Origin of the sequence: Nocardia xishanensis NBRC 101358 (assembly GCF_001613365.1) — a bacterium.
GTDB classification, from domain to species: Bacteria; Actinomycetota; Actinomycetes; order Mycobacteriales; family Mycobacteriaceae; genus Nocardia; species Nocardia xishanensis.
This window is the reverse complement of record NZ_BDCF01000008.1, coordinates 129,200-154,695: the sequence shown is the minus strand read 5'-3', so window position 1 is coordinate 154,695 and position 25,496 is coordinate 129,200. Positions and strand designations below refer to the sequence as shown.

General features: G+C 64.2%; 24 protein-coding genes and 2 tRNA genes. 15 read left to right on the top strand and 11 right to left on the bottom strand.

Going from position 1 to position 25,496, the window contains the following annotated elements:
- Positions 1 to 2 precede the first annotated feature (2 nt).
- Positions 3 to 374: an ArsR/SmtB family transcription factor gene (locus NX1_RS08735; protein WP_068056438.1), complete on the top strand. Its 372-nt coding sequence runs from the start codon at positions 3 to 5 to the stop codon at positions 372 to 374.
- 134 nt (positions 375 to 508) lie between these two features.
- Here the strand turns inward: NX1_RS08735 and NX1_RS08730 are convergent, their stop codons facing one another.
- Both NX1_RS08730 and NX1_RS08725 read right to left on the bottom strand, forming a co-directional pair.
- Positions 509 to 2,032, bottom strand: a complete 1,524-nt coding sequence (locus NX1_RS08730; protein ID WP_068056437.1) for an FAD-binding oxidoreductase — start codon at positions 2,030 to 2,032, stop codon at positions 509 to 511.
- 209 nt (positions 2,033 to 2,241) lie between these two features.
- Positions 2,242 to 4,035, bottom strand: a complete 1,794-nt coding sequence (locus tag NX1_RS08725) for a serine/threonine-protein kinase PknD (RefSeq protein WP_245668397.1) — start codon at positions 4,033 to 4,035, stop codon at positions 2,242 to 2,244.
- Positions 4,036 to 4,375: 340 nt separating this feature from the next.
- On the opposite strand from NX1_RS08725, the gene NX1_RS08720 reads away from it, so the two are divergent.
- Genes NX1_RS08720 through NX1_RS08710 form a run of 3 tightly spaced genes read left to right on the top strand, consistent with a single transcriptional unit; the run spans position 4,376 to position 6,815 of the window.
- A complete protein-coding gene (locus NX1_RS08720) occupies positions 4,376 to 5,500 on the top strand; it encodes an ABC transporter permease (RefSeq protein ID WP_068056741.1) in 1,125 nt (374 codons plus the stop codon).
- The gene (locus NX1_RS08715; protein ID WP_068056433.1) at positions 5,497 to 6,195 is read left to right on the top strand and encodes an ABC transporter ATP-binding protein; all 699 of its coding nucleotides are present in this window, start codon (positions 5,497 to 5,499) and stop codon (positions 6,193 to 6,195) included. Before NX1_RS08720 ends, NX1_RS08715 begins: the two co-directional genes overlap by 4 nt.
- A gap of 41 nt (positions 6,196 to 6,236) precedes the next feature.
- Positions 6,237 to 6,815, top strand: coding sequence for a TetR/AcrR family transcriptional regulator (locus NX1_RS08710; protein ID WP_068056431.1), 579 nt, complete (start codon positions 6,237 to 6,239; stop codon positions 6,813 to 6,815).
- Positions 6,816 to 6,881: 66 nt separating this feature from the next.
- Here NX1_RS08710 and NX1_RS08705 read toward each other — a convergent pair.
- Both NX1_RS08705 and NX1_RS08700 read right to left on the bottom strand, forming a co-directional pair.
- Positions 6,882 to 6,966 (bottom strand) — tRNA-Leu (locus NX1_RS08705).
- A gap of 93 nt (positions 6,967 to 7,059) precedes the next feature.
- A complete protein-coding gene (locus NX1_RS08700; protein WP_068056429.1) occupies positions 7,060 to 7,416 on the bottom strand; it encodes a winged helix-turn-helix transcriptional regulator in 357 nt (118 codons plus the stop codon).
- Positions 7,417 to 7,558: 142 nt separating this feature from the next.
- Between NX1_RS08700 and NX1_RS08695 the strand changes: the two genes are divergently transcribed.
- Positions 7,559 to 8,428, top strand: a complete 870-nt coding sequence (locus tag NX1_RS08695) for an NAD(P)-dependent oxidoreductase (protein ID WP_068056428.1) — start codon at positions 7,559 to 7,561, stop codon at positions 8,426 to 8,428.
- Between the two features lie 97 nt (positions 8,429 to 8,525).
- Positions 8,526 to 8,610, top strand: a tRNA-Leu gene (locus NX1_RS08690).
- Here NX1_RS08690 and NX1_RS08685 read toward each other — a convergent pair.
- From NX1_RS08685 to NX1_RS38355, 4 genes are all read right to left on the bottom strand, one after another.
- Positions 8,592 to 10,331, bottom strand: coding sequence for a recombinase family protein (locus NX1_RS08685; RefSeq protein WP_084501251.1), 1,740 nt, complete (start codon positions 10,329 to 10,331; stop codon positions 8,592 to 8,594). The genes NX1_RS08690 and NX1_RS08685 overlap by 19 nt on opposite strands.
- Before the next feature lie 706 nt (positions 10,332 to 11,037).
- The gene (locus NX1_RS37325) at positions 11,038 to 11,163 is read right to left on the bottom strand and encodes a DNA-protecting protein DprA (RefSeq protein ID WP_218024085.1); all 126 of its coding nucleotides are present in this window, start codon (positions 11,161 to 11,163) and stop codon (positions 11,038 to 11,040) included.
- A 147-nt stretch (positions 11,164 to 11,310) separates the two neighbouring features.
- The gene (locus NX1_RS08680) at positions 11,311 to 14,154 is read right to left on the bottom strand and encodes a hypothetical protein (RefSeq protein WP_157119626.1); all 2,844 of its coding nucleotides are present in this window, start codon (positions 14,152 to 14,154) and stop codon (positions 11,311 to 11,313) included.
- Between the two features lie 437 nt (positions 14,155 to 14,591).
- Entirely contained in the window at positions 14,592 to 14,717 is a 126-nt protein-coding gene (locus NX1_RS38355) for a hypothetical protein (RefSeq protein ID WP_281216095.1), read from the bottom strand.
- Between NX1_RS38355 and NX1_RS08675 the strand changes: the two genes are divergently transcribed.
- From NX1_RS08675 to NX1_RS08660, 4 genes are all read left to right on the top strand, one after another.
- Positions 14,716 to 16,125 (top strand): SIR2 family protein, encoded by a 1,410-nt coding sequence (locus NX1_RS08675; protein WP_084501275.1) that lies wholly within the window; start codon positions 14,716 to 14,718, stop codon positions 16,123 to 16,125. The two genes, NX1_RS38355 and NX1_RS08675, sit on opposite strands and share 2 nt — an antisense overlap.
- Before the next feature lie 59 nt (positions 16,126 to 16,184).
- On the top strand, positions 16,185 to 17,060 hold the full coding sequence (locus NX1_RS08670; protein WP_068056423.1) for a DNA-processing protein DprA: 876 nt from the start codon (positions 16,185 to 16,187) through the stop codon (positions 17,058 to 17,060).
- A gap of 185 nt (positions 17,061 to 17,245) precedes the next feature.
- Positions 17,246 to 17,830: a hypothetical protein gene (locus NX1_RS08665; protein ID WP_068056421.1), complete on the top strand. Its 585-nt coding sequence runs from the start codon at positions 17,246 to 17,248 to the stop codon at positions 17,828 to 17,830.
- Between the two features lie 56 nt (positions 17,831 to 17,886).
- Positions 17,887 to 18,582, top strand: coding sequence for a primase 1D-like protein (locus NX1_RS08660; protein ID WP_068056419.1), 696 nt, complete (start codon positions 17,887 to 17,889; stop codon positions 18,580 to 18,582).
- A 34-nt stretch (positions 18,583 to 18,616) separates the two neighbouring features.
- On the opposite strand, the gene NX1_RS08655 is transcribed toward NX1_RS08660, so the two are convergent.
- Both NX1_RS08655 and NX1_RS08650 read right to left on the bottom strand, forming a co-directional pair.
- Positions 18,617 to 19,330, bottom strand: a complete 714-nt coding sequence (locus NX1_RS08655; protein ID WP_157119625.1) for a hypothetical protein — start codon at positions 19,328 to 19,330, stop codon at positions 18,617 to 18,619.
- A gap of 451 nt (positions 19,331 to 19,781) precedes the next feature.
- Positions 19,782 to 19,964, bottom strand: coding sequence for a hypothetical protein (locus NX1_RS08650; RefSeq protein ID WP_068056415.1), 183 nt, complete (start codon positions 19,962 to 19,964; stop codon positions 19,782 to 19,784).
- On the opposite strand from NX1_RS08650, the gene NX1_RS08645 reads away from it, so the two are divergent.
- The 5 genes from NX1_RS08645 to NX1_RS08620 all read left to right on the top strand — a co-directional run bounded on the left by NX1_RS08645 (position 19,963) and on the right by NX1_RS08620 (position 24,030).
- Complete coding sequence (locus NX1_RS08645) at positions 19,963 to 20,805, top strand: DUF4062 domain-containing protein (protein WP_068056413.1); 843 nt, start codon at positions 19,963 to 19,965, stop codon at positions 20,803 to 20,805. The two genes, NX1_RS08650 and NX1_RS08645, sit on opposite strands and share 2 nt — an antisense overlap.
- Positions 20,806 to 21,331: 526 nt before the next feature.
- Entirely contained in the window at positions 21,332 to 21,751 is a 420-nt protein-coding gene (locus tag NX1_RS08635; protein ID WP_068056410.1) for a hypothetical protein, read from the top strand.
- Positions 21,752 to 22,231: 480 nt separating this feature from the next.
- Positions 22,232 to 22,327: an MBL fold metallo-hydrolase gene (locus tag NX1_RS37320; protein ID WP_218024084.1), complete on the top strand. Its 96-nt coding sequence runs from the start codon at positions 22,232 to 22,234 to the stop codon at positions 22,325 to 22,327.
- Between the two features lie 773 nt (positions 22,328 to 23,100).
- Positions 23,101 to 23,478, top strand: coding sequence for a hypothetical protein (locus tag NX1_RS36100; RefSeq protein WP_157119624.1), 378 nt, complete (start codon positions 23,101 to 23,103; stop codon positions 23,476 to 23,478).
- A gap of 93 nt (positions 23,479 to 23,571) precedes the next feature.
- Positions 23,572 to 24,030 carry a hypothetical protein gene (locus NX1_RS08620; protein WP_157119623.1) on the top strand — a complete coding sequence of 153 codons (459 nt, stop codon included), beginning with the start codon at positions 23,572 to 23,574 and terminating at the stop codon, positions 24,028 to 24,030.
- A gap of 302 nt (positions 24,031 to 24,332) precedes the next feature.
- Here NX1_RS08620 and NX1_RS08615 read toward each other — a convergent pair whose 3' ends face one another.
- Positions 24,333 to 25,190 carry a helix-turn-helix domain-containing protein gene (locus NX1_RS08615; protein WP_068056404.1) on the bottom strand — a complete coding sequence of 286 codons (858 nt, stop codon included), beginning with the start codon at positions 25,188 to 25,190 and terminating at the stop codon, positions 24,333 to 24,335.
- Between the last annotated feature and the right edge of the window lie 306 nt (positions 25,191 to 25,496).

Genomic DNA, 25,496 nt, shown 5'->3' with positions numbered 1-25,496 from the left:
CCATGAGCAGGACGGACAGGTCGGCAGCGACCGAACCCGCCCCGAGCCTCGAACACCCGGTCGTTGCCGACCATGCCCACCTCGAGGCCGCCACGGCGACCTTTCGCATGCTGTCCGACTCCACCCGTCTGCACATCCTGTGGCTGCTGGCCGATGGTGAAGCCGACGTGAGCGCCCTCACCGAAGCCTGTGGCGCCTCTCGCACCGCCGTCAGCCAGCACCTGGCCAAACTTCGCTTCACCGGTATGGTCGAGACCCGCCGCGAGGGCCGACACGTCATCTATCGCATACGCGACGGCCACCTCGCCCGCCTGGTCCGCGAGGGCCTCAACCACGCCGACCACATCGTGACCGGTGAACCACCACACGCCTGATCGGACGTGGATCGGCCCAGACCAACCTGACTGCTGACCGCCCACCGTCCATCGACTCACCGACACCGTGATACGTGAATTGGCCGACTCGCCGGCTGACATCCGCGCGGTGCTCGCTGCGGGGGAGTGGTCGATCAGTGTGACGCGGGCGGGATGCTCTGCTCGTACTGGAAGACGTTGTGGGGGTCGTACTTCGTCTTGATCCTGCGCAGCCGCTCGAAGTGTTGGCTACCCCAGTAGGCGGTCTCCCATTCTTGCGTTCCGACGTTCGGCACGTTGACGTAGGCGCCGTCCGCGTATGGTCGCAGGGCCTGGCTGAACTCGGCGGTCCATGCCTGGGCCTGCGAGGTCAGCGGGTCGCCGACGCCTGGTTGTGTCGAACGAGTCCCCCAGGCTGCGCCGATCTCGCCGTAGAAGAGCGCGTCGCGATGCGCGAACGCCGTGCCGCCGGGGGGCTCTTTCTCGATCGCCCCACCGAAGGCATCGACGAAGTAGTTGCTCTCCTCTGTGGGAGCCTTTCGCATGAAGTCGCCGATGATGTCGATCGCCTCCTTCGGGAACCGCTCTCTGACGAACTGCGAGAAGAACTTCCAGTTCGCTGGCTCTTGCGGGAGTGGGACCTGGGCTCCCGCGAAGATGTCGCCCCAGTTACCGACCTGCACCGAGACGTCAGGCGTGCCGACCGACAGGATCGGAGCCAGCATCTCTCTGGCCTGGGCCGCTGCCCCCTCCACAAGCCACGCGGACAGCACGATCTGGGACTTGTGGATCTCGAGCTCGGATCCCAGACGGCTGTCGGCGGACGGTACCGTACGCTGCCACGCTTCGAAGACCCTGTACAGGTCCCCGAGTCCATCCCATGTCGCCTGCACAGAGGCGAGATGCTCGAGCGGATGCACCTTATAGGTGAGTCGTGTGACGATCCCGAAGTTGCCGTTTCCCGCCCCGCGAAGCGCCCAGAGCAGATCCGAGTGGTGCTGCAAGTCCGTGTTGATCACCTCGGCGCAGTCGTCACCCGACGGGACGACGACCTCGGCCGCAATCAGGCTGTCGCAGGCCATGCCGAGCCAGCGGTTGAGGGGCCCGAGGCCACCGCCGAGCGTCGCACCGCACAGGCTCACGCTGCCCTCACTCCCGGTTGTGACCGCAAAGTTCTGCTTCGCGAGCGTCGTCACCGCTTCCAGTTGGTTCAGCCCGGCACCGACCGTCGCGATACGAGCGCCAGGGTCGATATGGACCGACTTCATCTGGCTGACGTCGATGACGATGCCGTTGTCGACGTTCGACCAGCCTTCGAGGGCGTGGCGGCCGCTCCGCACCCGCAGCGCGATGTCGTGCTGCCGTGCCCACGTCAGGGCGTTCACCACGTCCTGGGTTTCCTGTGCGAAGGCGATGACCAGCGGATAGTGAGAAAAGAGCTGATCCCAGCCGAGTCGCGCGTCCGTGTACGACGCGTCACCCGGGCGGACGATGTGGCCGGTCAGCGTCGCGGGCGGGCATCCCGGGCTTTCACTCGGGTGGTCCGCGGCCTCGATCCCACGGGCGCTCGCGTCCGCGATATCCGGCGTGTCTGCGGCCGTAAGGCCCGAGACGACGACTGCTCCGGCGCCGGCGGCCGCCGATATCCTGAGCAGGTCACGGCGAGAAAGATCGCTCAAGGTTCAGCTCCTCTCAATCGGTCTACGCCAGTACCGGGCTGCCGAAATCCCGCCGGTCCAGATGGTTTCGATACTCGGTGAGTAGAACTCCTTCTGTTGTGAGCACGTGCTGGTTTCTCGACCGCTCTTCGATGGTGCCGAACCCACAAGGTCGACATCCGGGTCGGGCGGTTCGACGTCGAACCGCCCCTGTCTTCCCGATGGGTGGTTCAGCCAGCCGGGAGTCTCACCACCGGATCGGTGCCAAGATCGGTGATATATACGTCGCCCGCCGAGTCGACCGCCACACCCTGGGGATTCTTCAGGCCGGTGAACGGCAGCGGAGTCGGCGTCGACGCCCCAGCCGCCAACATCACCACCGATTTGTTACCCCAGTCGACGACATACAGATCTCCCGCCGTGTCGACCGCCAGCGCCTGAGGATCCTTGAGCCCGGTGAACGGCACTAGTGTCGATTCCGTCGCGCCCGCCGCCAACATCTTCACCTGCTCGGTACCCAATTCGGTGACGTACACATTGCCCGCCGGGTCGACCGCCACACCATCCGGACCTTGGAGCCCCGTCAACGGCAGCGTCGTCGGCGCCGCCGCGCCAGCCGCCAATTTCAGCACCCGATCGTTACCCCGGTCTGCGACGTATACATCTCCTGCCGTGCCGACCGCCACGCCATGGGGATCCTTCAGGCCGGTGAACGGTAGCGGGGTCGGCGTCGACGCGCCGGCCGCCAATTTCAGCACGCGATCGTTACTTGTGTCGCTGACGTATATGTTGCCCGCCGTGTCGACCGCTACATCCTGGGGATTCTTCAGGCCGGTGAACGGTAGCGGGGTCGGCGTCGAGGCGCCGGCCGCCAATTTCAGCACGCGATCGCTAGCCATGTCGGTGACGTATACATTGCTCCCCGCGTCGACCGCCACACCGGTGGGCAGGCTGACGCCGGTAAACGGCAGCGGAATCTGTGACGAGTAACCCGAGGCGACAGATGTGGGCGAGGTACCGCCGCCGCCTGATTCCCGTTGGACACCGAGGACGACGGCCACGACCGCCGCCACCACGACCGCGACCGCGGCGGCGAGCAGCCCTGCGGTCTTGCGCGACAATCTGTTTCGCCGCCCACGGCGCGCAGCCACGCCTTCGGTGGCGCCGACCGCGGAATCGCCCACCGCGGCGCGGGCCGCCGCTGCCAGCTCGCGCACGGTCTGGTAACGATTGTCGGGATCTTTGGCCATTCCCTTGGCGATGACGGCATCGAACGCAGGCGGTACACCAGGTGTAGTGGCGCTGGGACGCGGCGGCGGGGTGTGCAGGTGATGGGCGATCACGCCCTGCATTCCCAACGTGCTCGCAAACGGCGGCCGACCGGTCAGGCACTCGTACAGCACACACGTCAACGCGTACACGTCCACACGGGCATCGGCCTTGACCTCCGCGCCTATCTCCTCCGGCGCCATGTAGGCGGCGGTGCCGATCGTCTCGCCGGTCGCGGTCAGCGTACGGTCGTCGGCGGCGTGCGCGATCCCGAAATCGATCAGGGACGCGAACTCATCGGCCCCCAGCAGGATATTGGTCGGTTTGACATCGCGGTGGACCAGCCCGGCGTCGTGGGCCGCCTGCAGCGCGCCGGCCACCTGCGCGACGATCGCCACTGCCCGCTCCGGCGACAAGGCCCCTTCTTGGGCGATCACCTTGCGCAGGTCGGTGCCCTCGATCAAGCGCATATTCAGATAGAGCCGCCCGTCGATGTCGCCGAAGTCGTGGATGGGGATCACATGCGGCTCGGTCAACTGCGCCACCGCCCGGCACTCCCGGCGGAACCGCTCGCGCAGCTGCTCGTCATCGGCGAAGCGCTCGGGCAACAGCTTGAGCGCCACCACCCGGTTGGTCAGCGAATCATGCGCCCGCCACACCTGGCCCATGCCGCCCTGACCCAGTACCGATAACAGCCGATAGCGCCCGAACGTCCCCGCTGACCCCGACGCCCGGGCGGTTTCCCCGCCACCCATTGGTATGTCATCCATGGTGCCGTCCCGTGACCACTCGTCTGGCTAACGGCGTACTCGCTTGCAATCCGACCCGCGCCCGCGAGCGGATAGGTCCACAGTAGTCGATTCGACCAGGCCAGATTCTCAATAGCCGAACGTGCATTCAAGGTCGGTCCAGGATGTCAGCGAGTTCTGATGGACATCGCCGAACGTCTCGCGCGGCGCGGGGCGCGAGCTCACCTGATGCCTTTCGGCTGGCACAAGGCCTGCGGCATCGAGGAATGACCGCTGCCTTTTTAGAAACGTCGTGTTGCTATCATGCGGACATGATGTTTCTAACCTTCCGTGGAAGGTGGCCGAGATGTTCTTAGCCATTCGAGAACTGCGCTTCGCCTGGGTCAGGTTCACCCTGGTCGGCGCGGTGATCTCGCTGATCGCCGTCCTCATGGTCATGCTGTCCGGCTTCTCCGAGGGTCTGGTCCGCGACGGCGTTTCAGGACTGCAACAGCTGCCCGTCACCTCCTTCGCCTTCGCCGAAGGCGTGCACACCGATTCCGCGTTCTCCCGCAGCGTCATCGACCAAGACGCGGTGGCCACATGGGCCGCGCAACCCGGCGTCGAACATGCCGCGCCCTTCGGCAACGCGCTGGTCAACGCGCGCAGCGATTCCCGCGTCGACATCGACCTCGCGCTGTTCGGCATCGAGCCGGATTCCTTCCTTGCCCCGGCCGTAGCCGAAGGGGAGAGATTGGGCGCCGCGAACGGCATCGTGGTGAGCCGGACCGCGATCGAGAAAGGGCTCCGGGTCGGCGACACTCTTACCGTCGATCGCGTCGGGACGCGGCTGAAAGTGGTGGGCGTGCTCGGCGGCCAGCACACCTACGGTCACGTCGACGTCGGCTACGTGCCGTTGCCCGTGTGGCAGCAGATCCGATCCGGAATCAAGCCAGGCGAACCGGTGCCCGAGCACGTCCATCGTGAGATCACCGCCGTCGCGGTGCAGGCGACCGACCCCGACATGGACCTCGGGGCCGGTGACACGGCAGCCGGCACGAAAAGCTTCGCGCTGAAGAAGTCGTTCGACGCATCTCCCGGCTACAGCGCGGAGACGCTGACGCTCACCATGATCCAAGTCTTCTTGTACGCCATCTCGGCGCTGGTCGTCGGCGCGTTCTTCACCGTGTGGACCATCCAGCGGCGGCAGGAACTCGCCGTGCTGCGCGCGATGGGTGCGCCCACCGGCTACCTGCTGCGCGACGGACTCACCCAAGCGCTGATCATTCTGGTACTCGCGGTGCTGGTGGGTGTGGGCGCGGGCGTCGTCGTCGGTAGCCTGATCGGCTCGGCCGTCCCGTTCTCGATGACCGCCGCCGCGATCGGGTTGGCGGCCGTACTGCTGGTCGTCCTCGGTCTGGCCGGAGCGACCGCCGCCATCGTCCGGATCGCCGCCGTCGATCCGCTCATCGCACTGGGAGGTAGCCGATGACCGGCGTAGCTGGCGACGACTCCGACGCCGACGGCCTGGTGATGCGCGAGGTCACCCTGCGGTTCGGCGACGGCGACGAGACCGTACTGGCGCTCGACAATGTCTCGCTGACGGTCGCCCCCGGCGAATTCGTGGCGGTGGTCGGCCCGTCGGGCTCGGGCAAGTCGAGCATGCTGGCGGTTGCCGGCGCGCTGACCCGGCCCGATTCGGGAACGGTCACCGTGGCGGGGCAAGATATGACAGTGTCCGGTCGCAACGCGCGCGCCCGCCTCCGACGGGAGCTGGTCGGATTCGTCTTCCAGTCCGGTAATCTCATCCCGGCTCTGACCGCTGTCGACCAATTGCGGCTACCGGTCGAGTTCGGCGGTGAGCGCGCCTTCCGGGACCCGCGGCAACTGCTGGCCGAGGTGGGTCTGGAGCGGAAGGCGAACCGCAGGCCGCACCAGCTCTCCGGCGGCGAACGGCAGCGTGTCGGCATCGCCCGCGCGCTGGTCACCGCGCCGGCCCTGCTGCTGGTGGACGAGCCGACGGCGGCTCTTGACCGGTCTCGTAGCCGAGAAGTGGTCGAACTGCTCGCGAAGGAGACCCGTGCGCACCGCGCGGCCACCGTCATGGTCACCCACGACCACGAGGTGCTGAGCCATTGCGACAGCGTGTACGAGATGATCGACGGAAAGCTGACGCGGATCGACTGATCCCCGCCGCACCGTCACGTCGCAAAGGGGAGTGCTCGCCCATGCCGAAGATCCAGGCCGCCACCGTCGCGGAGCATCGCGCCGCGCAGCGCCGGGCCATCCTGGACGCGGCACGCGAACTTCTCGCCGAAGGAGGAACCGAAGCGCCGGGCCTGGCCGCTGTCGCCGAGCGAACAGGCCTGGCGCGCCCCAGCGTCTACCGCTACTTCCGGTCCCGCGAGGACCTGCTGGAGGCCGTCATCGCCGACAGCTTTCCCCGCTGGTCCACCTCCGTCGCCGAAAGGATGGCAGGGCTGGACGATCCGGGTGCGCGCGTCCTCGCCTACGTCGATGCCAATCTGCATCTGGTCGCCGTGGGCGAGCACGCCATCGTGCGGGGCCTCGCTGCGGTCGTCCCGGGTGAACGGCTGGCCGAGGACAGCAGGATCCTGCACGAGCAACTGCGCGTGCCGCTGACCGAAGCGCTCGTCGACCACGGCGCCGACGATGCGGAGGCAATGTCCGATTTGATCCAGTCCATCGTCCTGGCGGCCAGTCGCATGATCGAGAGCGGTGCGCGAGAAGCGCACGTGCGTGCGCTCACCCATCAGTTGCTCGAGCCGTATCTGCGGGCCGGATAGGCGCGGACCTCCGTCCGGGCAGTGGTGGCCGAAACCAGCCCGCGACCGCCCGCGGGCGTAGTGTTGTGTCCGAAGGGGGACTTGAACCCCCACGCCCGATAAAGGGCACTAGCACCTCAAGCTAGCGCGTCTGCCATTCCGCCACCCGGACCGGTGTTGTGTTCTGTTGTGTGCCTGGCGACTTGGCGTCGCCAGCGGTTCATGATCATAAGGGGGTTGGTGGGTACTTTGCCAAATCGGCAGGTCAGACGGTGACGTGGACGCGGTCGGCGCCGATGCGGTCGATGCGTTCGCGACCCCACGCGCCGAGTGGTTCGAGTGCGCGGTTGAGGGCCGAACCCAGTTCGGTGAGTTGGTATTCCACGCGCGGCGGGATCTCCGGGAAGATCTCGCGGGTGACGATGCCGTCCTCCTCGAGCTCGCGCAGCTGCTGGATGAGCATCTTCTCCGAGACGCCGGGCAGGCCGCGGCGCAGCTCGCCGAAGCGGCGCACACCGTTCGCCTCCAGCTCCCAGAGGATCAGCGCCTTCCACTTGCCGCCGATCACGTCCATGGCCGCGTCGATGCCGCAGAAGTATGGTCCCGATCTCTTTGCGCCCATCGCCGAACCTCGCTAGCTGCTCACACACGTGTTGGTAAGTACCCGACCGAATAGTAGGTACTTGTCGACCCAACGCCGTCCGAGCAGTGTTGATTCCAGCGCGCTGACCATAACGTTTCCAACCCCAAGGAGTTGACCCGCGATGGCGGAAATCCAGCAGACCTCGGTGACGATTCTCGGTCTCGGCGCGATGGGCAAGGCCCTGGCGTCTGCCTTCCTGAAGACCGGACGACCCACCACCGTCTGGAACCGGACACCAGGCAAGGACGCCGACCTCGTCGCGGCAGGCGCGGTCGGCACGGTCGCCGTAGACGAGGCCGTGCGGGCGGGGGAGGTGATCGTGGTCGTCCTGCTCGATCACGCGTCGGTGCATTCCGCGCTCGACCCGGTGGCGGAGCAACTATCGGGCAAGCAGGTGATCAACCTGACCAGCACCGCACCCGAGGAAGCGCGCGAACTTGCCGGCTGGGCCGAACGCCACGGCATCGACTACCTCGACGGCGGCATCATGGCGGTGCCGCCGATGATCGGACAGCCCGGCGCGACCATCCTGTACAGCGGGTCGCGCAAGGTCTTCGACGACAACCGCGACTTGCTCGAATCCGCCGCCGCCGCAGACTATTTCGGCGACGACGCGGGTCTCGCGTCCACCTGGGACTTCGCGCTGCTGTCGAACATGTACGCGATGTTCGCCGGTTTCCTGCACGGTGCGGCGCTGGTGCGCTCCACCGGCGCCTCGGCCTCCGCGTTCGCCGAACGGGCGACCGCGTGGGTCACGGCGATGGCCCAGCTCATGCCGGAGTACGGCCGGATCATCGATTCCGGCGACTACAGCACGGACGTGCAACACCTGGCCTTCCACAAGGCCGCGTTGGACGCCATCGTGCGCGCCAGCCGCGACGCCGGCGTCGCACTCGACGTCGTCGGCCCGATCAAGAACCTGATCGACCGCCAGGTCGCCGACGGACACGGTGCACTCGCCTTCGAGCGCACCTTCGAAGAGCTCCGCTGACCCCACCGCCGACCTCCCGCAACCGCCCGATGAGCTGCGGTTTGTACCGCGATTTGGTCCCAGCCGCCGCATCCGTTAACCTTGCTGAGCACCACCGGTCCGGGTGGCGGAATGGCAGACGCGCTAGCTTGAGGTGCTAGTGCCCTTTATCGGGCGTGGGGGTTCAAGTCCCCCTCCGGACACCTGTGCTAAACCCAAAATCGGCCCCGACAGCAGCAAGCTGCTGTCGGGGCCGATACCGTATGTCGAGGTGGAGGGCCTGGTAGAGCTCGGCTTTGTCGGCTCGGGCACCTGCGGCGAGGACAGCTGAAATGTCGCCGAGGGAGTCGATGAGCTTGCGGATCTCGGTCTCGGTCAGTCGGGCGATGGTGGGCAGATTTTGTAGCTCCGCTTGTGCTGCCGCCTTCTCGGCGTGGGCGATGTTCATCGCGGCGACGAGGACTTGGGGGTCGACTCCGGCTTCAATGGCAGCGAGGTGGCGTTCGAGTTTGGTTTCGGCGTCGGCGATACGTCGGCGTAGCAGCGCGCGGTGCGTGTCGTGGTCGTTGTCGTCCTGGGCTGAGAGGAGGCTGGCGATGGTGCGGTCGCGATGGCTCCGATGAAACAGGGTGGCCAGCCACCGGTCGATCGGTACGACGAGGTGGTCCTCGCGCAGGTTGACCGAGGGCGGGTGCTCGGCCAGAACGGGACTGGCGGGAGCCAAGGTTTTGGCGCGGCAGCGGTAGTAGACGGTCCCGCTGACCGCTTCGGCCTGCATCTTGCGGCCGCACGCATCGCATCGCAGCAGGCCGCGCAGCAGGTATTCGCGCGGCGAAGGTCTCCTTGTGCGTTCCAGGCGGCCGCGGGCGCCGATGCCCGTGCTGGCCCTGCGTCGGCGGATGAGTTGGGCTTCGGTGAAGGTTTCGACCGAGACGATGGCGGGGTGCGCGGGTTTCTTGGATCGGATGATGCGGTGGTTGGGGGAGCGGCGCAGGCGGGTGATGTGGCCTGCGGCGACGTCGTCGGGGTCGAGGAGTTCTTCGTGTTTGTTCCAGCGGCCGAAGATGGCGTAGCCGGTGTAGCGCGGGTTCTGCAGGATGGCGGAGACGGTGCTGGCTTGCCATCCGTCTCGGGATCGGTGCCGGTTCTGCTCGGGCCGGTGTGCCGAGGGGCAGGGGATCGCTTGGCGGTTGAGTTCGTGGGCGATGGCCTTGTCGCCTCGCCCGGCGATGTAGTCGCGGAAGATTCGCTGGACCACCGGTGCGGTAGCCACGTCCAGGGACAGGATCCGCAGTCGGGAGCCGTCGGCGGCTCGGTTCGGGTTCGGGTGTGGTGGTCCGTCGACGACCATGTATCCGTAGGGTGCTCGGCCGCCCTGGTGGCGGCCTTCGTTGAGGACTTGGGCGTCCATGCTGGCGCGGGTGCGTTGTTGCACGCGTTGGCGTTCGGATTCGCTCAGGCCGCCGAGCATGCTCATCATCATCGAGTGGGTCACGTTGTGAGAGTCGAAGCGTCCGCCGAGCTCGGGGACCCAGACTTCGACCTTGTGCGCTTGAATGCGGGGCGCTACGAGACTGAACTGGTTGCCGAACCAGCAGCGCGTCCCTTCACCGACCACAATCGCCGACCAGCCACGTGTGTGGCTCTTCAGGTCTGCCAGCAGGCGCGCGGCTTCGGGGCGGCGATGCCATGGCACCGAGCGTGACTGGCCGACGTCGAAGTAGTCCTCGACGATCGCGCCGTCGGCGACGAACTTCTCGGCGTTGCCACGCTGCCACCGATACGAGGTTTCAGGGTCTTGGTTGTCCTCGGTGGAGCAGCGCCCGTAGAAGGCGAACCGCTGATCGGTACTCGGTTCAACGGTTTCGGGGACGAGCCCGAGAAGTTCGTCTAGCACGGCCCATTCGTTGGACTCGGTCGGCATCGTCGGTCTTCCTCTCACCAGAACCATCACGGGCATGTCGGAGAAGCAGCTGAAGCAGCAGCCTAGCTGCGGCGGGGTTCAACTCAGGCGGGTCGTTTGGACAGACAACCTCGATTGATCCAGCGGGGTGTCTTCGAAGAGGATGCGCAACCATCGGCTTCAGCGCTCACGACCACAGGAGAAGCCCAGCGAGACGGGTCGAAAGCCTGCCGGCTTTGGAGTCCCGCTGGCTGGTCGATCAGCGACACCTCGATGTGAGAGGACGAGACGACGAAGGCGTTGAAAGTCCGTCGCGCGCCTACGATCTGGAGTGTCAGTGTCCGACATGGTGTCGTCGAAGTGAACCACCGACCGCTTGTTGTGAATCAAAAGCATGGGACATCGCATTCTGGCCCGTCTAGCCTGATTCGCCCACTTACATGAAACCCGATCTTCTGCTTCTGCGCCATAACCAAGCCGGTGCGCAGCCACAAGGTGGGGGGCTGCTGCAGGATCGGGTGACAGTGGTCACCTGATCGTGCAGCAGTCCCCTCCGTCGGTGTTTGCGAGGCGATGCCGCCTGCTGGAATCGTCTAATACCCAGCACTCAAAACTGGCCCCTCTCCTCAAGATTGGCTCGCCGAATCACAACAGAAGAGCAGCAATAGAACTACCCCGCACCACTGAGCACGGTCCACCCGCGCTCGACGAACGCGGCTGCGAGGTCCTAGGCGACGCGCTGTCCGTAGTCGGTGGCCTCCCGCGCCCCGACCATCGCCACCGTGTCGTCCAGGAAGTCGTCCACCCGTCGGGGGCGGCGCAGCCACAACGCGACCGCGGCATGACCGCGCACCTGCGGCGCATCGAGGCGAGCAAACCGAGCCGTCGGCTACTCCGACTCGTCGCGAGCCAGCAGCCGGGCCTCGACCGCAGCAGCGCGCTCGTGATTGCGCATTGCCAGACCTTTCAGATCGGTAGCATCGGGGACCGGTCAGTTCGGTTATCTCAGGTCATTCCATGACCACGGAGCGGCCGGGCTTCCATCCGGTTCACGCCCGAATTGGAACCGTTCTCGGTGGTCACCGGCCTCAAGGAATCGTTCGAACATCCGGGCTGCGGGCATAAGCTGAACAAGGTCGGTGAGCTCGTCGCCGGTACCGATCTCCCCGGGCGCCGAGGGCAGGATGCTCATACTGATCATCCCTCGGCCTGTGCCGATCTGAACTTCGGGTGCCGCACGATGAGCCAGGTTCGCCGCATCCTGCGCTGCGCCCATATCCCGTAGCAGCATCACCAGCGCGTTGACGTAGAAGGTACTGGCAACGGTATTGCCGAGTTCAGCGTCTGCGGCCGCGCGCCGTGCGAGATCGAGTGCCTCCTCGTGCGCTCCGGCCACCCACAGTTGGTACGCCAACTGGGGCGCGGCCAAGTTGTCGTGAAAGCTGTGGGCTGCTTCGCAACCACGTCGACCCAACTCCACTGCTTCCTGAGTTGCGCCCAATTCCCGTAGTACTCGCACCAAGCCGGTGACTTCAGAGGTATTGTCGACATCCACGGTCGTGACACTACGGCGGATCATGACAAGCGCCTCCTGGCTGACTCCCGCTTCGCGGGCCCATTCGCCTCGCCCAGGCGATGCGCGCAGATCGGCGGCAGCCACAATGCGGCGCGCGAGGTCCAGCGCTTCCTGCCGTGCTCCCATTGTCCGCAACTCTCGTACCAGATCAGCCATCTGGAAGGGGGCTTCGGGGTCAACGTCGGTCACCGCCCGACGAACGATGTCCAGCGCGTCGTCCGCTCCGCCTGTTTCTCGTAAGTGTTTGGCCAACACGACGACTCGCGAAATATCGCTGAGGTCGCTAACAGCCGCGGCCCGACACGCCAATTCCCGTGCTTCTCCTGTTGCCTGTGTCTGCCTCAGCTCGCGTACCAGCGCGACCACGTGAGAAAGCTCGGCGGGATCGACCTCGGCCGCGGCGCAGCGAGCCAGCTCCAGTGCATCCCGGCTTGCCCCCATGATCCGCAACTCACAGGCTAATTCCACGACAGCGGTGAGTTGGGTTGCGTCGGCCGTCTCCGCTGCGCGGTGAGCCAAGTCCCGTGCTTCCCGCTCCGCATCCAGGTGCCGCAGTTCTCGTATCAGGACGATCACTTCAGGCAGGCGGGTAATGTCGGCGACTTCGGCTGCACGGCAGGCCAATTGCAATGCCTGCGGGGTCGCTCCGGTTTCCCGCATCATCTGCACCAACGCGGTGGCGTCCGCGAGATTGTCGACAGGGACACCGGTCGCGATCACTTCGGCCAGGCCCGGCATACGGAATCGATAGATCAGATTGATGGCGGCGGTCAGGTCGCCGTGGCGCAGACCGTTCTTCCACAACTGGGCGGCATCGCGAATCATGCCACGGTCAGCGGCGGCCTGCCCGAGTCGGGCCAGGTCGTCAGGGTGGGCGTAGTCCGCCGCTGCGTCCCAGAACTCGACGGGTGGGATGACTGTGGCGCGGTGCGTGCGGCTGAATTGGTCAAGATAGTCGGCCAACTCGAACACCGGCACAGCATCGATTGCGAGATCATGGTGGGATGTGTGTGCGGCGCTGCGGCGTCCGGCAGGGCGGCGCAGTGGGCGGATCGGAGTGAGCGGCCCGCGGACACCTTTACATTGTTCGCCGGTCTCAGCGAGCGCCTTCTCCAGCCAGTTCTCGTCGAGCTGATCCCGCTCAGCGTTGGTCATGTAGAACGGCGCGACGTGTTCGAGCAGAGCGTAGGGTACGGCGTTGCGATGTCCCATACGGACGGCATCCATCGCGACCTCAATGATCGCCCGTGCGGCAGCTGAGCTCGAGAATCTGAACCTCCTCACCAGTTCTGTGCCCCCAGCGATGTATTGGGTGATCTGGCCGTCTTCAGAGCCGTGGATCGCAAGCTTGATTCGGGGATCGGTGTCCGCGGCGCGGCGCATCTCTTCCAGCGCGCTACCGGTGAACGATTTCGGGACTTCGATGACGGCCGGCTCAAGCAGCTTCGATACCGCGGATGCCGGATCAGCGCACAGGTCGCGGTGATGCTCGCGCCACAGTGTGCCGAGGATGAGTACCGGCGCCCGGGAGGTGTCGAGCAGCAGATTGTGCAGCGCCACCGCGACCTGTTCGGCAGCGGATTTGTGAGTCAGATACTTCTGAGTTTCGTTCAGCCAGACGAGAGTCCGCGGGCGGACATGCTTCAGGTCGTCGAGCGCCTGGCTGCGAGTCGGTCTCAGCGGGTGCCACAGCCGCCACCCGCCGGCGGCACGCAACGGCCCCAACGCTTCCAGCAGAGCCCGGGTCTTGCCTGTCGACGATTCGGCCACCAGCACCGCTATGGCGCTGCTACCAGCCGCCGCACGCGTGACTACCGTCGCCAGCTCGGCATCATGTGCGCGCCGGACATAGGGTGGCAGCACTGGAAGATCGAGATGATTGTTCAAGTTGTTCGAGGAGATCGGCCGGTGCACGTCGAGTGCAAAGGGATCGATCGCTTCGGTTTCGTCGAGCGCGACACCGAGCCCGGTCACGTCATTCTCAGCCCGCGCCCGGGCGTACTTCCACTGCGCCAGGTCGGCCTGGGACGTGATTCCCCAGACCTGCAGCACCTCCTGCAGGGTCTCCCATCGAGGGAATGTCTTAAGTTTCACCAGGTTATGGACGGTGGCGGTGCGCTTCACATCCGAGCGTTCGAAGATCTGGTGATAGCTGAGACCGCAGTCGTCGTAGAGCTGCTGCAAAGCCTCTCGGAGTTCGGCACGGGTGTTGATACCTCTCGGATCGTTCATGCCATCCGCCCGTTCATTCTGATCGTTTCCGTTCACAGAATACGCACCAAACGCCCTATGGTCAGGGGCTTTACGGCCTGGTCCAGCAGAATGCAATCGAACGGGCACCTGTTCAAGGCTCTTCGTATGTCAATTCTCAGTATCACTCTCGCTGTCAGCTGTCAGCTCGCGGTGGCCTTGGCGGCAGGCGCCGAAAAGTCCAGATAGGTCGCGCTATTCGAAGAAGATGTTGCTACGTGTCCGGCTGAAGTGACGTATGGGGAGCGTGGAGCTCTGAAGCGTTCAGTTGAGTTTGATCGCTGAAGTGAGTGGGGGTCTGAAAGCTATGGATACAATGCGCGGCCCAACGGCAAGGATACGACGACTCGCGGTAGCTATCCAGCGCCGATGGGAACTGCTTGGCGCAGGTCTGGTGTGCGGTGGCGTATCAGCGCGGAGCATTTGGAAATGTAGACGTGCGTATTTATGCATATCTACGCCCTGGTGTTGCACTGGTTGGTCGCATGCTCGAGCGTGTGCAGTCTTTCCTTGCGATAGGTGAAGACGACCGGTAGACATCTCCTACAGAGCCTGGTGGAGCTGAGTGGTGGGAGTGTCATGGATCAATACGATCTGGTGAACGCCTTCGGGGAGGCGGTCTCGGCGGGCAACGGCGCACTGTTTGTCGGTGCCGGATTGTCGGTCGGTGCGGGGTTACCGACCTGGCCTCAACTGCTGAAGCCGTTGCAGGACAAAGCCAACGTGCCCGATCACTATGATTACCCGTTGATCGCGGAATATATCGCCAACGACAAGAAGAACGTGGGTCGTGAGGCGTTGTGCGAACACATCCTGGAGATGATCGCGACGCCGGCGGCGCCTACTCCCGGGCATCATCTCCTGACACAGCTGCCATTGAAGGAAATCTGGACCACAAACTACGACGAGCTCATCGAGCATGCATGTGATGCAAGCACTTTCGTGGCCGTGACGGACGAAGACATTCGAACGATCGGTACGAATCGTCGGACGGTCATCAAGATGCATGGCAGTGTCGCCACCAGGAACGGCGGCCCGGCCTGGGCTGAGCCGCCGGTGATCACCCGCAGCGACTACGAGCAGTACGAGTTCCGGCGACCGCGGACGTGGGCTCTACTGAGAGCCGCCTACGTGAGCAAGACATTTCTGTTTCTCGGATTTAGTTTCACCGATCCGAACATCGAGATTCTGCTTCGCTTGGCTCGCCAGCACGCGATGTCTGTCACTGACCGTCATCTGACCGTGCTGAAGAGACCAGCCGCCGGTCCGGAGCGCACGTTGCACGACCTTCGCGTGAAGGACCTTGAGGCGAGCGGGGTGAAGGTGTGCGAGATCGACGAGTTTCACGAGCTGCAAGGCATCATCCAGGCGCTGGTCCGCAGGACACGTCCCCTACGGCTTTTCATATCCGGAAGCGCAGGTGTGGATGCCGACGGAAATCCCCGTGACGATGCCGAAATCCTGCCGTGGTGCGAGAAGATCGCTGCTCAGTTGGCTGAGAGAAGCGACTGGGAACTCACCTCGCTGGGCGGACCGGCTGGCTGGAGCGTCACCAGGGATGTGGCAAATATCCGTCGATCGGAGCAGAACTATAGGCCGGAGAAGCTAACCTTCTACTTCAGGGAGAAACAGGAGCCGCCACCTGAAATGGATGAGCGTGTTGGCACTTCGGTCTATACCGATTTGGCGAGAGAGCAGTTGGTGGGGATGCTGCTCGATGATTGCAGGGCGATACTGGTGATCGGCGGCGGGGCACGAACCGAGGAAGAGATTCGGTGGGCGCGCGAGCGTGGCGTAGGCATCGTGGCGCTGGCGGCGTCTGGCGGTGCTGCCCTGCGGGACTGGCAGGCTCATCGCGGATCGCCTCCAGAGCTCGGGGGACGAACGGCGTCGGAGAACGACTGGGATCTTCTCAACAACACCAGCGCCATCGTCGCAGCTCGCGCGGCAGCACGGTTGCTGGAGCAGGCGATGTACCGACGGGATTGACGCGCACGACGAAGTGCCCTGACGCCGGAATGTCGTAGTTCTCCCATACAGTCCCTGTCGTGGACACCTTCTCTCTACGTTCGGTCAGCACGGTGATGGCGGCGCTGGAGCTGCTTCCCGCCGAACCCAGTGACCTGGCTGGCATCTTGCGCGACTCTGATCAGCGAAGCATGCTGCTCAATCGAGTTGCCGGTCCTCATGGTTCGCCGCTGACTAGGTATCTGTGTGAGAACATCGCACCCGAGCGGGTCGATGCATGGTGGAAGGAGCTCGAAACGCTGTGTGAGAGAAAGGCTGTCCGGACCACCCTTGTAGGAACGTCAGCCTATCCGCAAAGGCTAGCGGAATGCTGGGACGCGCCACCGGTACTGTTCACTTCGGGGTCGGCAGCCGAAGGGGCTCACGTGGCGATCGTCGGCAGTCGCGCGGCGAGTCCCGATATCGTCGAGGATGCGCGGACGCTGGCCGCCGACTTGGCTTCAGTCGGGGTTACGATCGTGTCCGGCCTGGCGGCCGGTATCGATACCGCCGCTCACGACGGTGCGCTGGCGGGGCATGGAACTACGGTCGCCGTCATGGGAACCGGGATCGAAACGGTCTATCCGGAGCAGAACACCGAGCTTGCGGAACGCATCGTGGAGAGCGGAATGCTGGTGTCGCAGTTCGCTCCGCGCGCGCCCCGGACCAGCACGACGTTTCTCAAGCGCAACTGTGTCATCGCCGGAATGTCCGATGTCAGCGTGATCATGGATGGGCGGACCCGTAGTGGTAGCCGGCATGAACTCGAACAGGCCATAAACTATGGACGGACCGCGTTGATGTGGGCACCTGCGCTGGCGCAAGAGGATTGGGCCAAGGATTTCAGTGACCGAGGGCTGGCCACCTTCGTGTCATCGGTCGCCGAGGTACGTCGAGCCCTCACAGGCATAGGATGAGAGTCACGGCCGACGTCGATTCGATCATCAGTTTGTCCAATGAGCTGACTTCTCAACTGGTGGTTCCACCCTCGGTTGCGGCCGGAGTGTGTCCGCGGTGCCGAACGTGGAACGACTCGGACAGCAATGCGGACTGCGAAAACTGCTGCGAGATTTCTGCCCGGTTGGGTTGTCCGGCTGTACCGTTGAGCGTCGTATCGCTGTACTGCAAACCGTCTCCGCTTCGAGACTGGCTGACCTGCTACAAGGGGCGTATCGACGACAGCGAACCCTTCATCGAGTCCTATGTGCCGAATGTCAGGGCTCTGCTGGGACGGTTCATCATCGAGCACGGACGAGCGATCGGGGCCCTGTCGGACGGCTTGGACGGCCTGGTGGTCGTGCCATCCACCGACCGGCCTGGCCCCCATCCACTCGAGGAAATCATCCGTTCGCTGGACATTGACATTCCTGTGCTGCCGATTTTGCGCCGAGGCCACGGTGACTTGGGTTTCAGGAAGCCTTCGCGGGATGGCTATGAGGTCACCGTCACCGGTCATACAGGTCAACGGCTGGTCGTCGTCGACGACGTGTACACGACCGGCGCGAGAATCAACAGCGCGGCCTATGCGTTGGTCCAAGCAGGTTGCACGTTGGGCGCGGCGATCGTCGTCGCGCGAAGGGTCAATCCCGGCTACTCCGAGGCGGCCCAGGAGTTCTGGAACGGTCAGCGGGCGAAGACGTTCGACTGGGCCGCGAGTCCTGTTGTAAGCGAAGGGAATCACGAATGACCGGCGCAGGATCTCCGACCTGGCGTGCGTGCAGCGGGGGAGGTCTGGCTGATTCTATGTCCGAACTGTTCTCCTATGCCGATGTGACGTCGGTCCTCCTGGAATCCACTCTGCGGCGGCCGTCGCTGCGTGGAGGAGACATCTCCGCTGAAGCACAGTCGTTGACCCGAGCTGCCCGAAGTGAATACACCGATCGAGGATTCGGCTTCTGGGATTTCCTTCTCTTCAGTGCTGTCGAGTCGTCAGCGTCGACGCGGATCGCGATGTGGAAGCGCGCGATCAAACACGAGGAGCAGATCGACGATCGAGAAGAGATCGAGACCGCCGCCTTTGTACGGCAGTTGAGCAACGCGACGTTCTGCAACCTCGATTCGCGCCGGATCGTCTCGCTTACCTCGCAGGTCCGCGTGGACGGCAAGGACACGGAGTTGCATTTACCCATGCTGGATTTCGCACTCTCGGCCTCATCGCACAACGACACGGTCGCGATCGAGATGCTCGATGAACTGAGTCTGAGCGGCAACCTCTACCGGTCGGGACGAAGCTACCACTATTTCGGGGCGACCCCGGTGCCCACGACTGTCCTGACGTCCATCCTGGCCAGGGCGCAGCTTCTCGGTCCACTCGTGGACCATCGGTGGATCTCCCATCAGTTGATCAACAACCGCTGCGCCTTGCGAGTATCGACCGACACTACCCGTCACACGCAAGCACACGTGCTCGTAGCGACGACCCTGGATGCGGTGAACTAGCCGCCACTGTGGTCGCTGGCAGCCGGTGTCTCGACTATTCAACGGTGGCTAGAAGATTGTTGGTCAGCCACCCCAGTACAGGCTCAGCGGGATATCCCGAGGTGGTCACGAAGATGTCGTTGCAGCCGCTGACGCGTTGCATCTGATCCCGCGCTTCACCCAGCGTCGCGGTGATCGAGACGAAGCCGATAGCTTCGGCAAGCCTCTTGTTCGCGGAGTTGGCGAGGAGATCATCGAGCGAGGCCTGCGCATATTCTTCAGGTGTCACGGTGCGCGCGTAAGAGTCGAGCAATGATTGGTGAATGACGAATTTGACACTTCCTTTGTCATCAAGGATGGGGACGCGCTTTTTGCCGGTCACTGTGATGATCGCCGCGATGGACTCCACGGTGATCGTGCCGACCTGTTGACCGCTCGTGGTCGAACGTACAATCATCTGGGCTCGAGGGATCATGACATCCGAGACAGAATCATCCTTTTCATAGCCACCCGACAGCCGTAGCGTCGATTGGGTTGCGGCTTCAAGGTTTTCGCGTGCGAAGTAGAAGGCCATGACGGTGCCAACCCATGTCCCGAACAGGGGCAGCACGGACGAGAACACGAGCTGTGAGACGTTGCTTTTGTCGCCGGGCTCTGCCATGGTCACGACAAGGACCGATAACGCGGTGATCGCCGCAAGGCTCAGACCAACCACCCATGCGGCCAGCCTGGTTCTGAAAGTGGTTTCTTTGGTGCTGCTGAGTTTCAAATGCTTGCTTCTCTCTCGAAGTTCCGGTCCTGATCACATGGGGTGCTCGTGCGCGGAGTGGTATGAGGTGCGGAGAGTCGGTGATCGCAACGGACGGCAGGCCGTGTCCAGCTACTACTTCGGCTCTGGCAAGTAGCAAGTCCGCCTTCGCTCCATCAGTACGTCGAACATGTGTCGCACGCTCCCGGCTGAAGCCTATTGTGGCCCAGTATGTTCCGCGTGTTTCAAGTACGGGACGCCTGAGTACTCGTCGCCCCGACGACGCGTATGTTAGCCGGTGTCGGACCTGACATCAGGGTTGCCGCACCCGTCCGTCGTCAGACTGCCGGTTTCCCAGACATCCTGTACTCCCCCTATTGCGCGGTTGTGCTGAATGCACACGTGCCGATTGTGCTGTCCGCAGTTCAGGCTGATGAGGATCCCCCGAGGCTGGAACCTGACATGTCGGAACCTAGACGAGCCAGGTGCAAAGCTCCCACGATGGCGCAAGCAAGGCGATGATGCGTGCCGCACGGCCCATCGGCACGGGATCGTTGACACGGATCGCGTAGCAGTCCGGCGGGCGCACCACGGACAGGGTGCCGTACGCGAAGACCACTCTGCTCAGTGGCTCGAGTGGCAGAATCGCAGCCATGGGATTCGATAGCCACGTGCTGAAGGTGATGATTTCGTCACCTGGTGACACCGCCGACGAGGTTAAGGCGGTTACGGACGCGCTTCACGGCTGGAACGGGTCGCGAGCAGAAGGCGCCCAGACAATTCTGTTGCCCCGGTTCTGGAAGACTGATGCCATACCGCAGCTAGGTTCCGGTGGCGGACAAGGCGTCATCAATTCTCAGTTGCTGGATGACGCCGATATCGTCATCGCACTGTTCGATGCCCGCCTCGGCCAGGCAACGGACACAGCGGTATCGGGCACGGCCGAGGAAATCGAGCGCGCCGCGGACGCTGGCAAACCAGTACACGTGTGGTTTTCAGACGAGCCTATTGATCGCAAGAAGATCGATATCGCAGAACTGACGCGGCTGGAGAGCTTCCGAGAAGAACTACAAGCAAAAGGGCTGCTTGGCGTCTACACCGACCTGACCGACCTGGCCTACAAGGTTCGCGACGCAGTGGAGAGCGACGTCAACCAGATGGAACTCGGCGCACCGTCGGTAGTTCGCAAGGGCGAGCACGCACTCCCACGGCTTCGTATCGAGAGGGATGTTGACCATCGTGGGAAATCGCACGTCTCAGTGATCCTCGAGAACAAGAGCGCAACCATAACCGCCAAGGAGTTCCAGCTCGATCTCGGTCCATGGGAGCGCGCAGTGTATCGCGAGAATCACGCCCCCTTCGATCTTCCCCCACTCCAACCACTTCGGTGGTCAGCAAGCTTTGACATGGGGACGCCAATGCAGATCACAGCGAAGCTCACATGGACCGAAGACAGCGGACCCCAGTCGGTCGACCTACCGGTGACCGCTCGTTAGCTTGAGTGGGGCTTTCCCACAGATCGAGATCCGCGCACGTGCTGTCGACCCCGGTCAGACTGCCCCTCCGTCAGGGAGGTAAGCGACCCGGCTGGTTTCGAGGGCGTGAAGTGCTGCCTCGACGCGTGACCAGACGTACGCGTAAGCGATCCCGCGCTTGGTCGAGTGTGCAGAACGCGAAAGCGTCGAGCTCGTGATCAGTGATCGCGAGCGCGTCCACCTGGTCGGGTCGCGGGCTCTCATGTCGAAGATGAACATCAGCGAGTCGTTCCAGGGGCCGCGGAGTGAAGTCCAGTCCACGCACGGCAGTTTCGGTGTGATCATGGGGGATGCGCAGGCCGCGTTCCTCGGCGAGTTCGCGTCGTGCTATCGGGTGGCTCGTTGGCTTCGGCCATGGCGCGGGCAGGTCCCAGCCCAACACGGCTGCCGAGCCTGTTTCCCGTGGTCTGGGCTTTGACGGTGCCGACACAGGGGCTGGACGTGCGAGGCGCTTAGGCCCGCGCCACACACCGCGGCAGCGATCGGGATGAGCGACAGGCAGCGCGCCCGCGCGTTCACCATCACCGACGAGAAGTTGCGGCAACAGATCGCCCACTACCTGGACTACCCGCTCGATGAGCTCAATGCGCTGTGGCACAGGCACACAACCCCCGACATCGCCGCCAGTGTTCGACGTTCACTGTCGAGCCTGCGCCACAGCCACAGCCACAGCCCAATCCCAGACCTCGACCCCGAGCTGCCCAAAACGGCACAGCTGAGAGAACGCGCCCGCACGACCCTCGCCGAGACGGTCGCCGACCAGCCGAGCTCGGGCGACACGATCGAGGAAGCGATCGCCGCAGCGATGCCAGACAGCCCGAACCGTGAGTTGGACACCGAAACGCGCTTCGCCGACGGCGAACCGGTCACCATCGAGGCGTTTCCCGACGCCGGACGCGACCTCTAACCCCGGCGGCGGATCCGTCATATGCCCCACCGCCGCCAATCGATCCGACCTTCACCGGGCGTGGACCGACTCGCCTTCCGACATGACCAGACCACCACAACGCCGCGATCCGCGCCGCCCACCGCCCCCGGGTCGCCGTCGACACCGACACCCCATCCATCTCGCGCGAACAGGAGTACCCGCTATGACCCTCAGCCTCGCCCGCAGCACGCGGCCCGCCGCCGTGCACAGCCATCAGCTCGGCGACCACAGGATCACCTATCTGCCCGACGGCGTCGCCCTGCTCGAACCCGCAGCCTGGCTGCCTGATTCGAATGATCGGGTGTGGGCCCAGGACGCTGACCTGATCAACCCCGACGGGTTCCTCGTCGCCAGCGTCGGCGCGCTGCTCGTCGAGCACGGTGAACAGGCGATACTCATCGACGCCGGCTTCGGGCCCTCGCGGTACCCGCCGATATCGGGTTGCTGCGCGGCGGGCAGTTGCTCGACAGCCTCACGGCGGTCGGCGAAACCCCCGCCGACATCGACCTCATCGCCATCACCCACCTGCACATGGACCACATCGGTTGGCTATAGGCACATCCTGCGCACCACACAAGAAGCCCTTTCGCCAACATTCCCGTCGCGGTCGGGCGCACCGAACGGAAACACCCCGAACTCGCCGCCGCCTACGGCACACCCGGCGAGGTCCTCGACATCTTCGCCGACCAAGTGCGCACCGTCGGTCCGGGCGAGGAAATCTTTCCCGGTGTCACCGCGATGGCCCACGCCCGGCCACAGCCTGGGTCACACGAGCTACCTCATCGAATCCGGTGGAAGGCGGCTGTTCGCCTTCGGCGACGCGCTGACCACCCCCGCCCAGATCACCCACCCGCACCTGACCACGGTCACCGACGATGAGCCCGCCCTGTCCCGCGCGACCGCGATGCGACTGCTCGACGAACTCCCCCGCCCAACACCCCCGGCTTCGGTGTCCATTTCGCCGACATTCAACTCGGCCGCGTCAGCGCCAACTCCGACGGGCAACCCGAGTGTTAGCTCGAATAGTGCTGCAGCCCAGCCAGGTTCGGCGTCACCGCCTCTCGCGCCGTCGCCAGTGTATTCCCTCTCACGCGCAGGAGATCACATGACCCCTCTCCCAATTCCTTCGGTGTGACCGTTGAGGTCCGCCCCGCCCGTTTCAGAGCCGAACTGCGCGAGTTCCAGCGATGGCATCGGCTCTGCGGTCTCCCACACTCGCGCCGCGCGGTACGAAACCTTCTCCACGCCCACGACGACATGGTGTTGTCGACCGGCTTGTCCCGCGACTACGGCCCTCGGCGCGCGACGATCTCACCGCGCTCGGTGGCGTGTCCACGGTGCTGGCCGCGCGAACGATGGCGCTGACCAAGACCCAGAAGGCACACGCGCTGGCTCGACGATTGTCGGAGACGGACCGGGCACAAATCGTCGCCGCTTACACGGGTGGAGCGTCAGCCAACCAGCTCGCATCCGATCACCAGCTTGCCAAGGGCGGCATTCTGGAAATCCTTCGTGCGGGAGGTGCGGCGATTCGCGAGCAGCGCCGACCGTCCAGCGAGGAGATCGATCAGGCCATCGTCGACTACGGGGACGGCCAGTCTCTGGCCCGCATTGGCGACCGGCTCGGTGTCAAGGCCACCACGGTCCGCGCCGCATTGGAACGTCGAGGTATCCCACGTCGAGATAGTCACGGCCGTCCGCGGTGAGCGCGGCCGCGTCGCTGTTGCTGGTGAGCATCGCGCTCGACCGTGAATCCACCATGCTGGCCGCCGTACGGCCGACTGTCGCCGGTCACGGTGGTGACCACCGAGACCGAGGCGCACAATCCGGCCATGACCTCACGGAACAGTTCCGGCGGCACTCCGTTGTACGAGGTAGACACGTCGATCAGCCTCCCGGTCACGTGCCGAGACCGCGACGAGGGTGCGGCCCTGCTTGCGTCCAGCGAGGATCGCGTCGGGTTCAGGCTCGAGGCCCGCGAGCCCGACTACGTCGCTGACCACCGAATCCGCGCGGATCTGGCTGCAGGCTTACCCGATAAGGCAACGGTCGACGACTACGTGCGGTGCCTCATCCTTTCGATGACCCAGCACCTGGCCTCGCTGCCGTGCGGCTGGGGTGGTGCCGACTGTGCCCGCCTCGCCGCGGTCAGCTCCAGGTTGTCGTCCACAACGCACTCCGGCGGCAGCGGAGCGTCGTCGTGGATGTGCTGCCCGCAGGCTGCCGGGTCGGGCTGGGCGCGGCAGCGTGGCTGGTGACGGGCGACAGACCGCGCGGCGAGGCGGACCACGAAATCTCGTTGAACGCTCTATTCATGTTGCACATTCCATTTCGGGAGCCGACATCGAAATATCCTGTCATTCAATGTGCGCAAATTTAGTGGTGATGGTCAGCAAATCGCAGTAGTGGAGCTCGGGGATAAGAGCATCGCTCGGGTTCCGGATCACGCCACCAGCTTGTAGATGTGTGCCATCAGATAGCTGGCGGGGATTCTAGTCCGGCGCCGATTGTGGTGGCTGGGTCATGAGCGTCGGATCGGGGCGTGTGTAGATCTCTTGGCTCATCCGAAAGCTATCGGCGTGTCGTGCAGCGTGTCGCGAGGATGTCGGGGGTGGTCCGGCGCGGGTCCGGAGTAGGGTTTGCGGATCGCGGTGACGAGCAAGACGTGTTCGGTTTGAGTGACGTTGGAGATGCTGAGGCTGTAGGACACGGGTTCGCCGGTTGCGGGGTCTCGCACGTGTACGAGGTCGCCGGTGTTGCGGCCGTAGGCGACGCGGATGCTGGCGGTCCAAAAATCGACGAATTCCGGGTTCTGTCCCAGGATCTGCATGAAGTCCTGGGCCTGAGTGGAGTCGCGGTATCGGCCGAGGATTGTCTTGCTGGATGCGACGGCGTGGGTGGCCTCGCTGGGCCAGTCGAGGAAGTAGTTTCTGGCTGGCGGGCTGAACAGCCACGTGTGGATCTGCTCGTTTTCGGTCAGTCCTGGCACCGCGGCGCGGAAGGATTCGTTGCAGGCCAGCATGTTCCACAGGGGATCGATGTAGGCGGCCAGCACGCCGCGGTCGTCGAGGTCGCGCAGATGGACGACCGCGGCCGTCCTCTCGCGCACGCACTGGCGCAGGTTGTCGGTCGGGGGGAGATCCTCGGCGGGGGCGAGAAGTTCGCGCAGGTGCCGCGCCATCAAGGGATCGACTTCGTAGCCGGCGATGATCCGGTCGACTGTTTCCAGGGTGGGTAGGAAGCCGTTTTCGATGTCGGCGAGGGTGGATTTGGCGATGCCGTGGCGGGTGTAGGCCTTGACGAGGGAGAGGCCCAGATCCTCGCGGATCAGTCGGCAAATGCTGCCGAATGTCGGGATGCGGGCGTGTGGTCTGCGTCTTCTGGTGATCGGTGATCGGTGTGCGGGATTCTGGCTCATGCCAGGGTCCCCCCTTTTCCAATTGTCTTCCGTCACAGGACTAGTAGCGATACGATGAAGAGTTGCCCCCGGGTTGATTCCTTGTTCCTACCAGACGAAATGACCCCCGGCAAGGGCCTTCCGCCCCGTAGCTCGCACCGCGGTAGCTGTCCCAGGCGCAGGTCGCCTATGTCCGTCCCACCGGTTGTGGGCGCTGCGCAAAGGGGTGTACCGGAAAATCGGTACACGGGCTAGATCATCAAATATTCGGCAAATCCGCTGGATGCGACGTGTTTGAGTGCGTTGACTGACAACGTACCGATAATT

Excerpts from the sequence above, each read along its gene's own strand:
- NX1_RS08735 (WP_068056438.1), top strand. The coding sequence starts at position 3 with ATGAGCAGGACGGACAGGTCGGCAGCGACCGAACCCGCCCCGAGCCTC.
- NX1_RS08725 (WP_245668397.1), bottom strand. The coding sequence starts at position 4,035 with ATGGGTGGCGGGGAAACCGCCCGGGCGTCGGGGTCAGCGGGGACGTTC.
- NX1_RS08720 (WP_068056741.1), top strand. The coding sequence starts at position 4,376 with ATGTTCTTAGCCATTCGAGAACTGCGCTTCGCCTGGGTCAGGTTCACC.
- NX1_RS08715 (WP_068056433.1), top strand. The coding sequence starts at position 5,497 with ATGACCGGCGTAGCTGGCGACGACTCCGACGCCGACGGCCTGGTGATG.
- NX1_RS08710 (WP_068056431.1), top strand. The coding sequence starts at position 6,237 with ATGCCGAAGATCCAGGCCGCCACCGTCGCGGAGCATCGCGCCGCGCAG.
- NX1_RS08700 (WP_068056429.1), bottom strand. The coding sequence starts at position 7,416 with ATGGGCGCAAAGAGATCGGGACCATACTTCTGCGGCATCGACGCGGCC.
- NX1_RS08695 (WP_068056428.1), top strand. The coding sequence starts at position 7,559 with ATGGCGGAAATCCAGCAGACCTCGGTGACGATTCTCGGTCTCGGCGCG.
- NX1_RS08685 (WP_084501251.1), bottom strand. The coding sequence starts at position 10,331 with ATGCCGACCGAGTCCAACGAATGGGCCGTGCTAGACGAACTTCTCGGG.
- NX1_RS08675 (WP_084501275.1), top strand. The coding sequence starts at position 14,716 with ATGGATCAATACGATCTGGTGAACGCCTTCGGGGAGGCGGTCTCGGCG.
- NX1_RS38355 (WP_281216095.1), bottom strand. The coding sequence starts at position 14,717 with ATGACACTCCCACCACTCAGCTCCACCAGGCTCTGTAGGAGATGTCTA.
- NX1_RS08660 (WP_068056419.1), top strand. The coding sequence starts at position 17,887 with ATGTCCGAACTGTTCTCCTATGCCGATGTGACGTCGGTCCTCCTGGAA.
- NX1_RS08645 (WP_068056413.1), top strand. The coding sequence starts at position 19,963 with ATGGGATTCGATAGCCACGTGCTGAAGGTGATGATTTCGTCACCTGGT.
- NX1_RS08650 (WP_068056415.1), bottom strand. The coding sequence starts at position 19,964 with ATGGCTGCGATTCTGCCACTCGAGCCACTGAGCAGAGTGGTCTTCGCG.
- NX1_RS08635 (WP_068056410.1), top strand. The coding sequence starts at position 21,332 with ATGAGCGACAGGCAGCGCGCCCGCGCGTTCACCATCACCGACGAGAAG.
- NX1_RS08615 (WP_068056404.1), bottom strand. The coding sequence starts at position 25,190 with ATGAGCCAGAATCCCGCACACCGATCACCGATCACCAGAAGACGCAGA.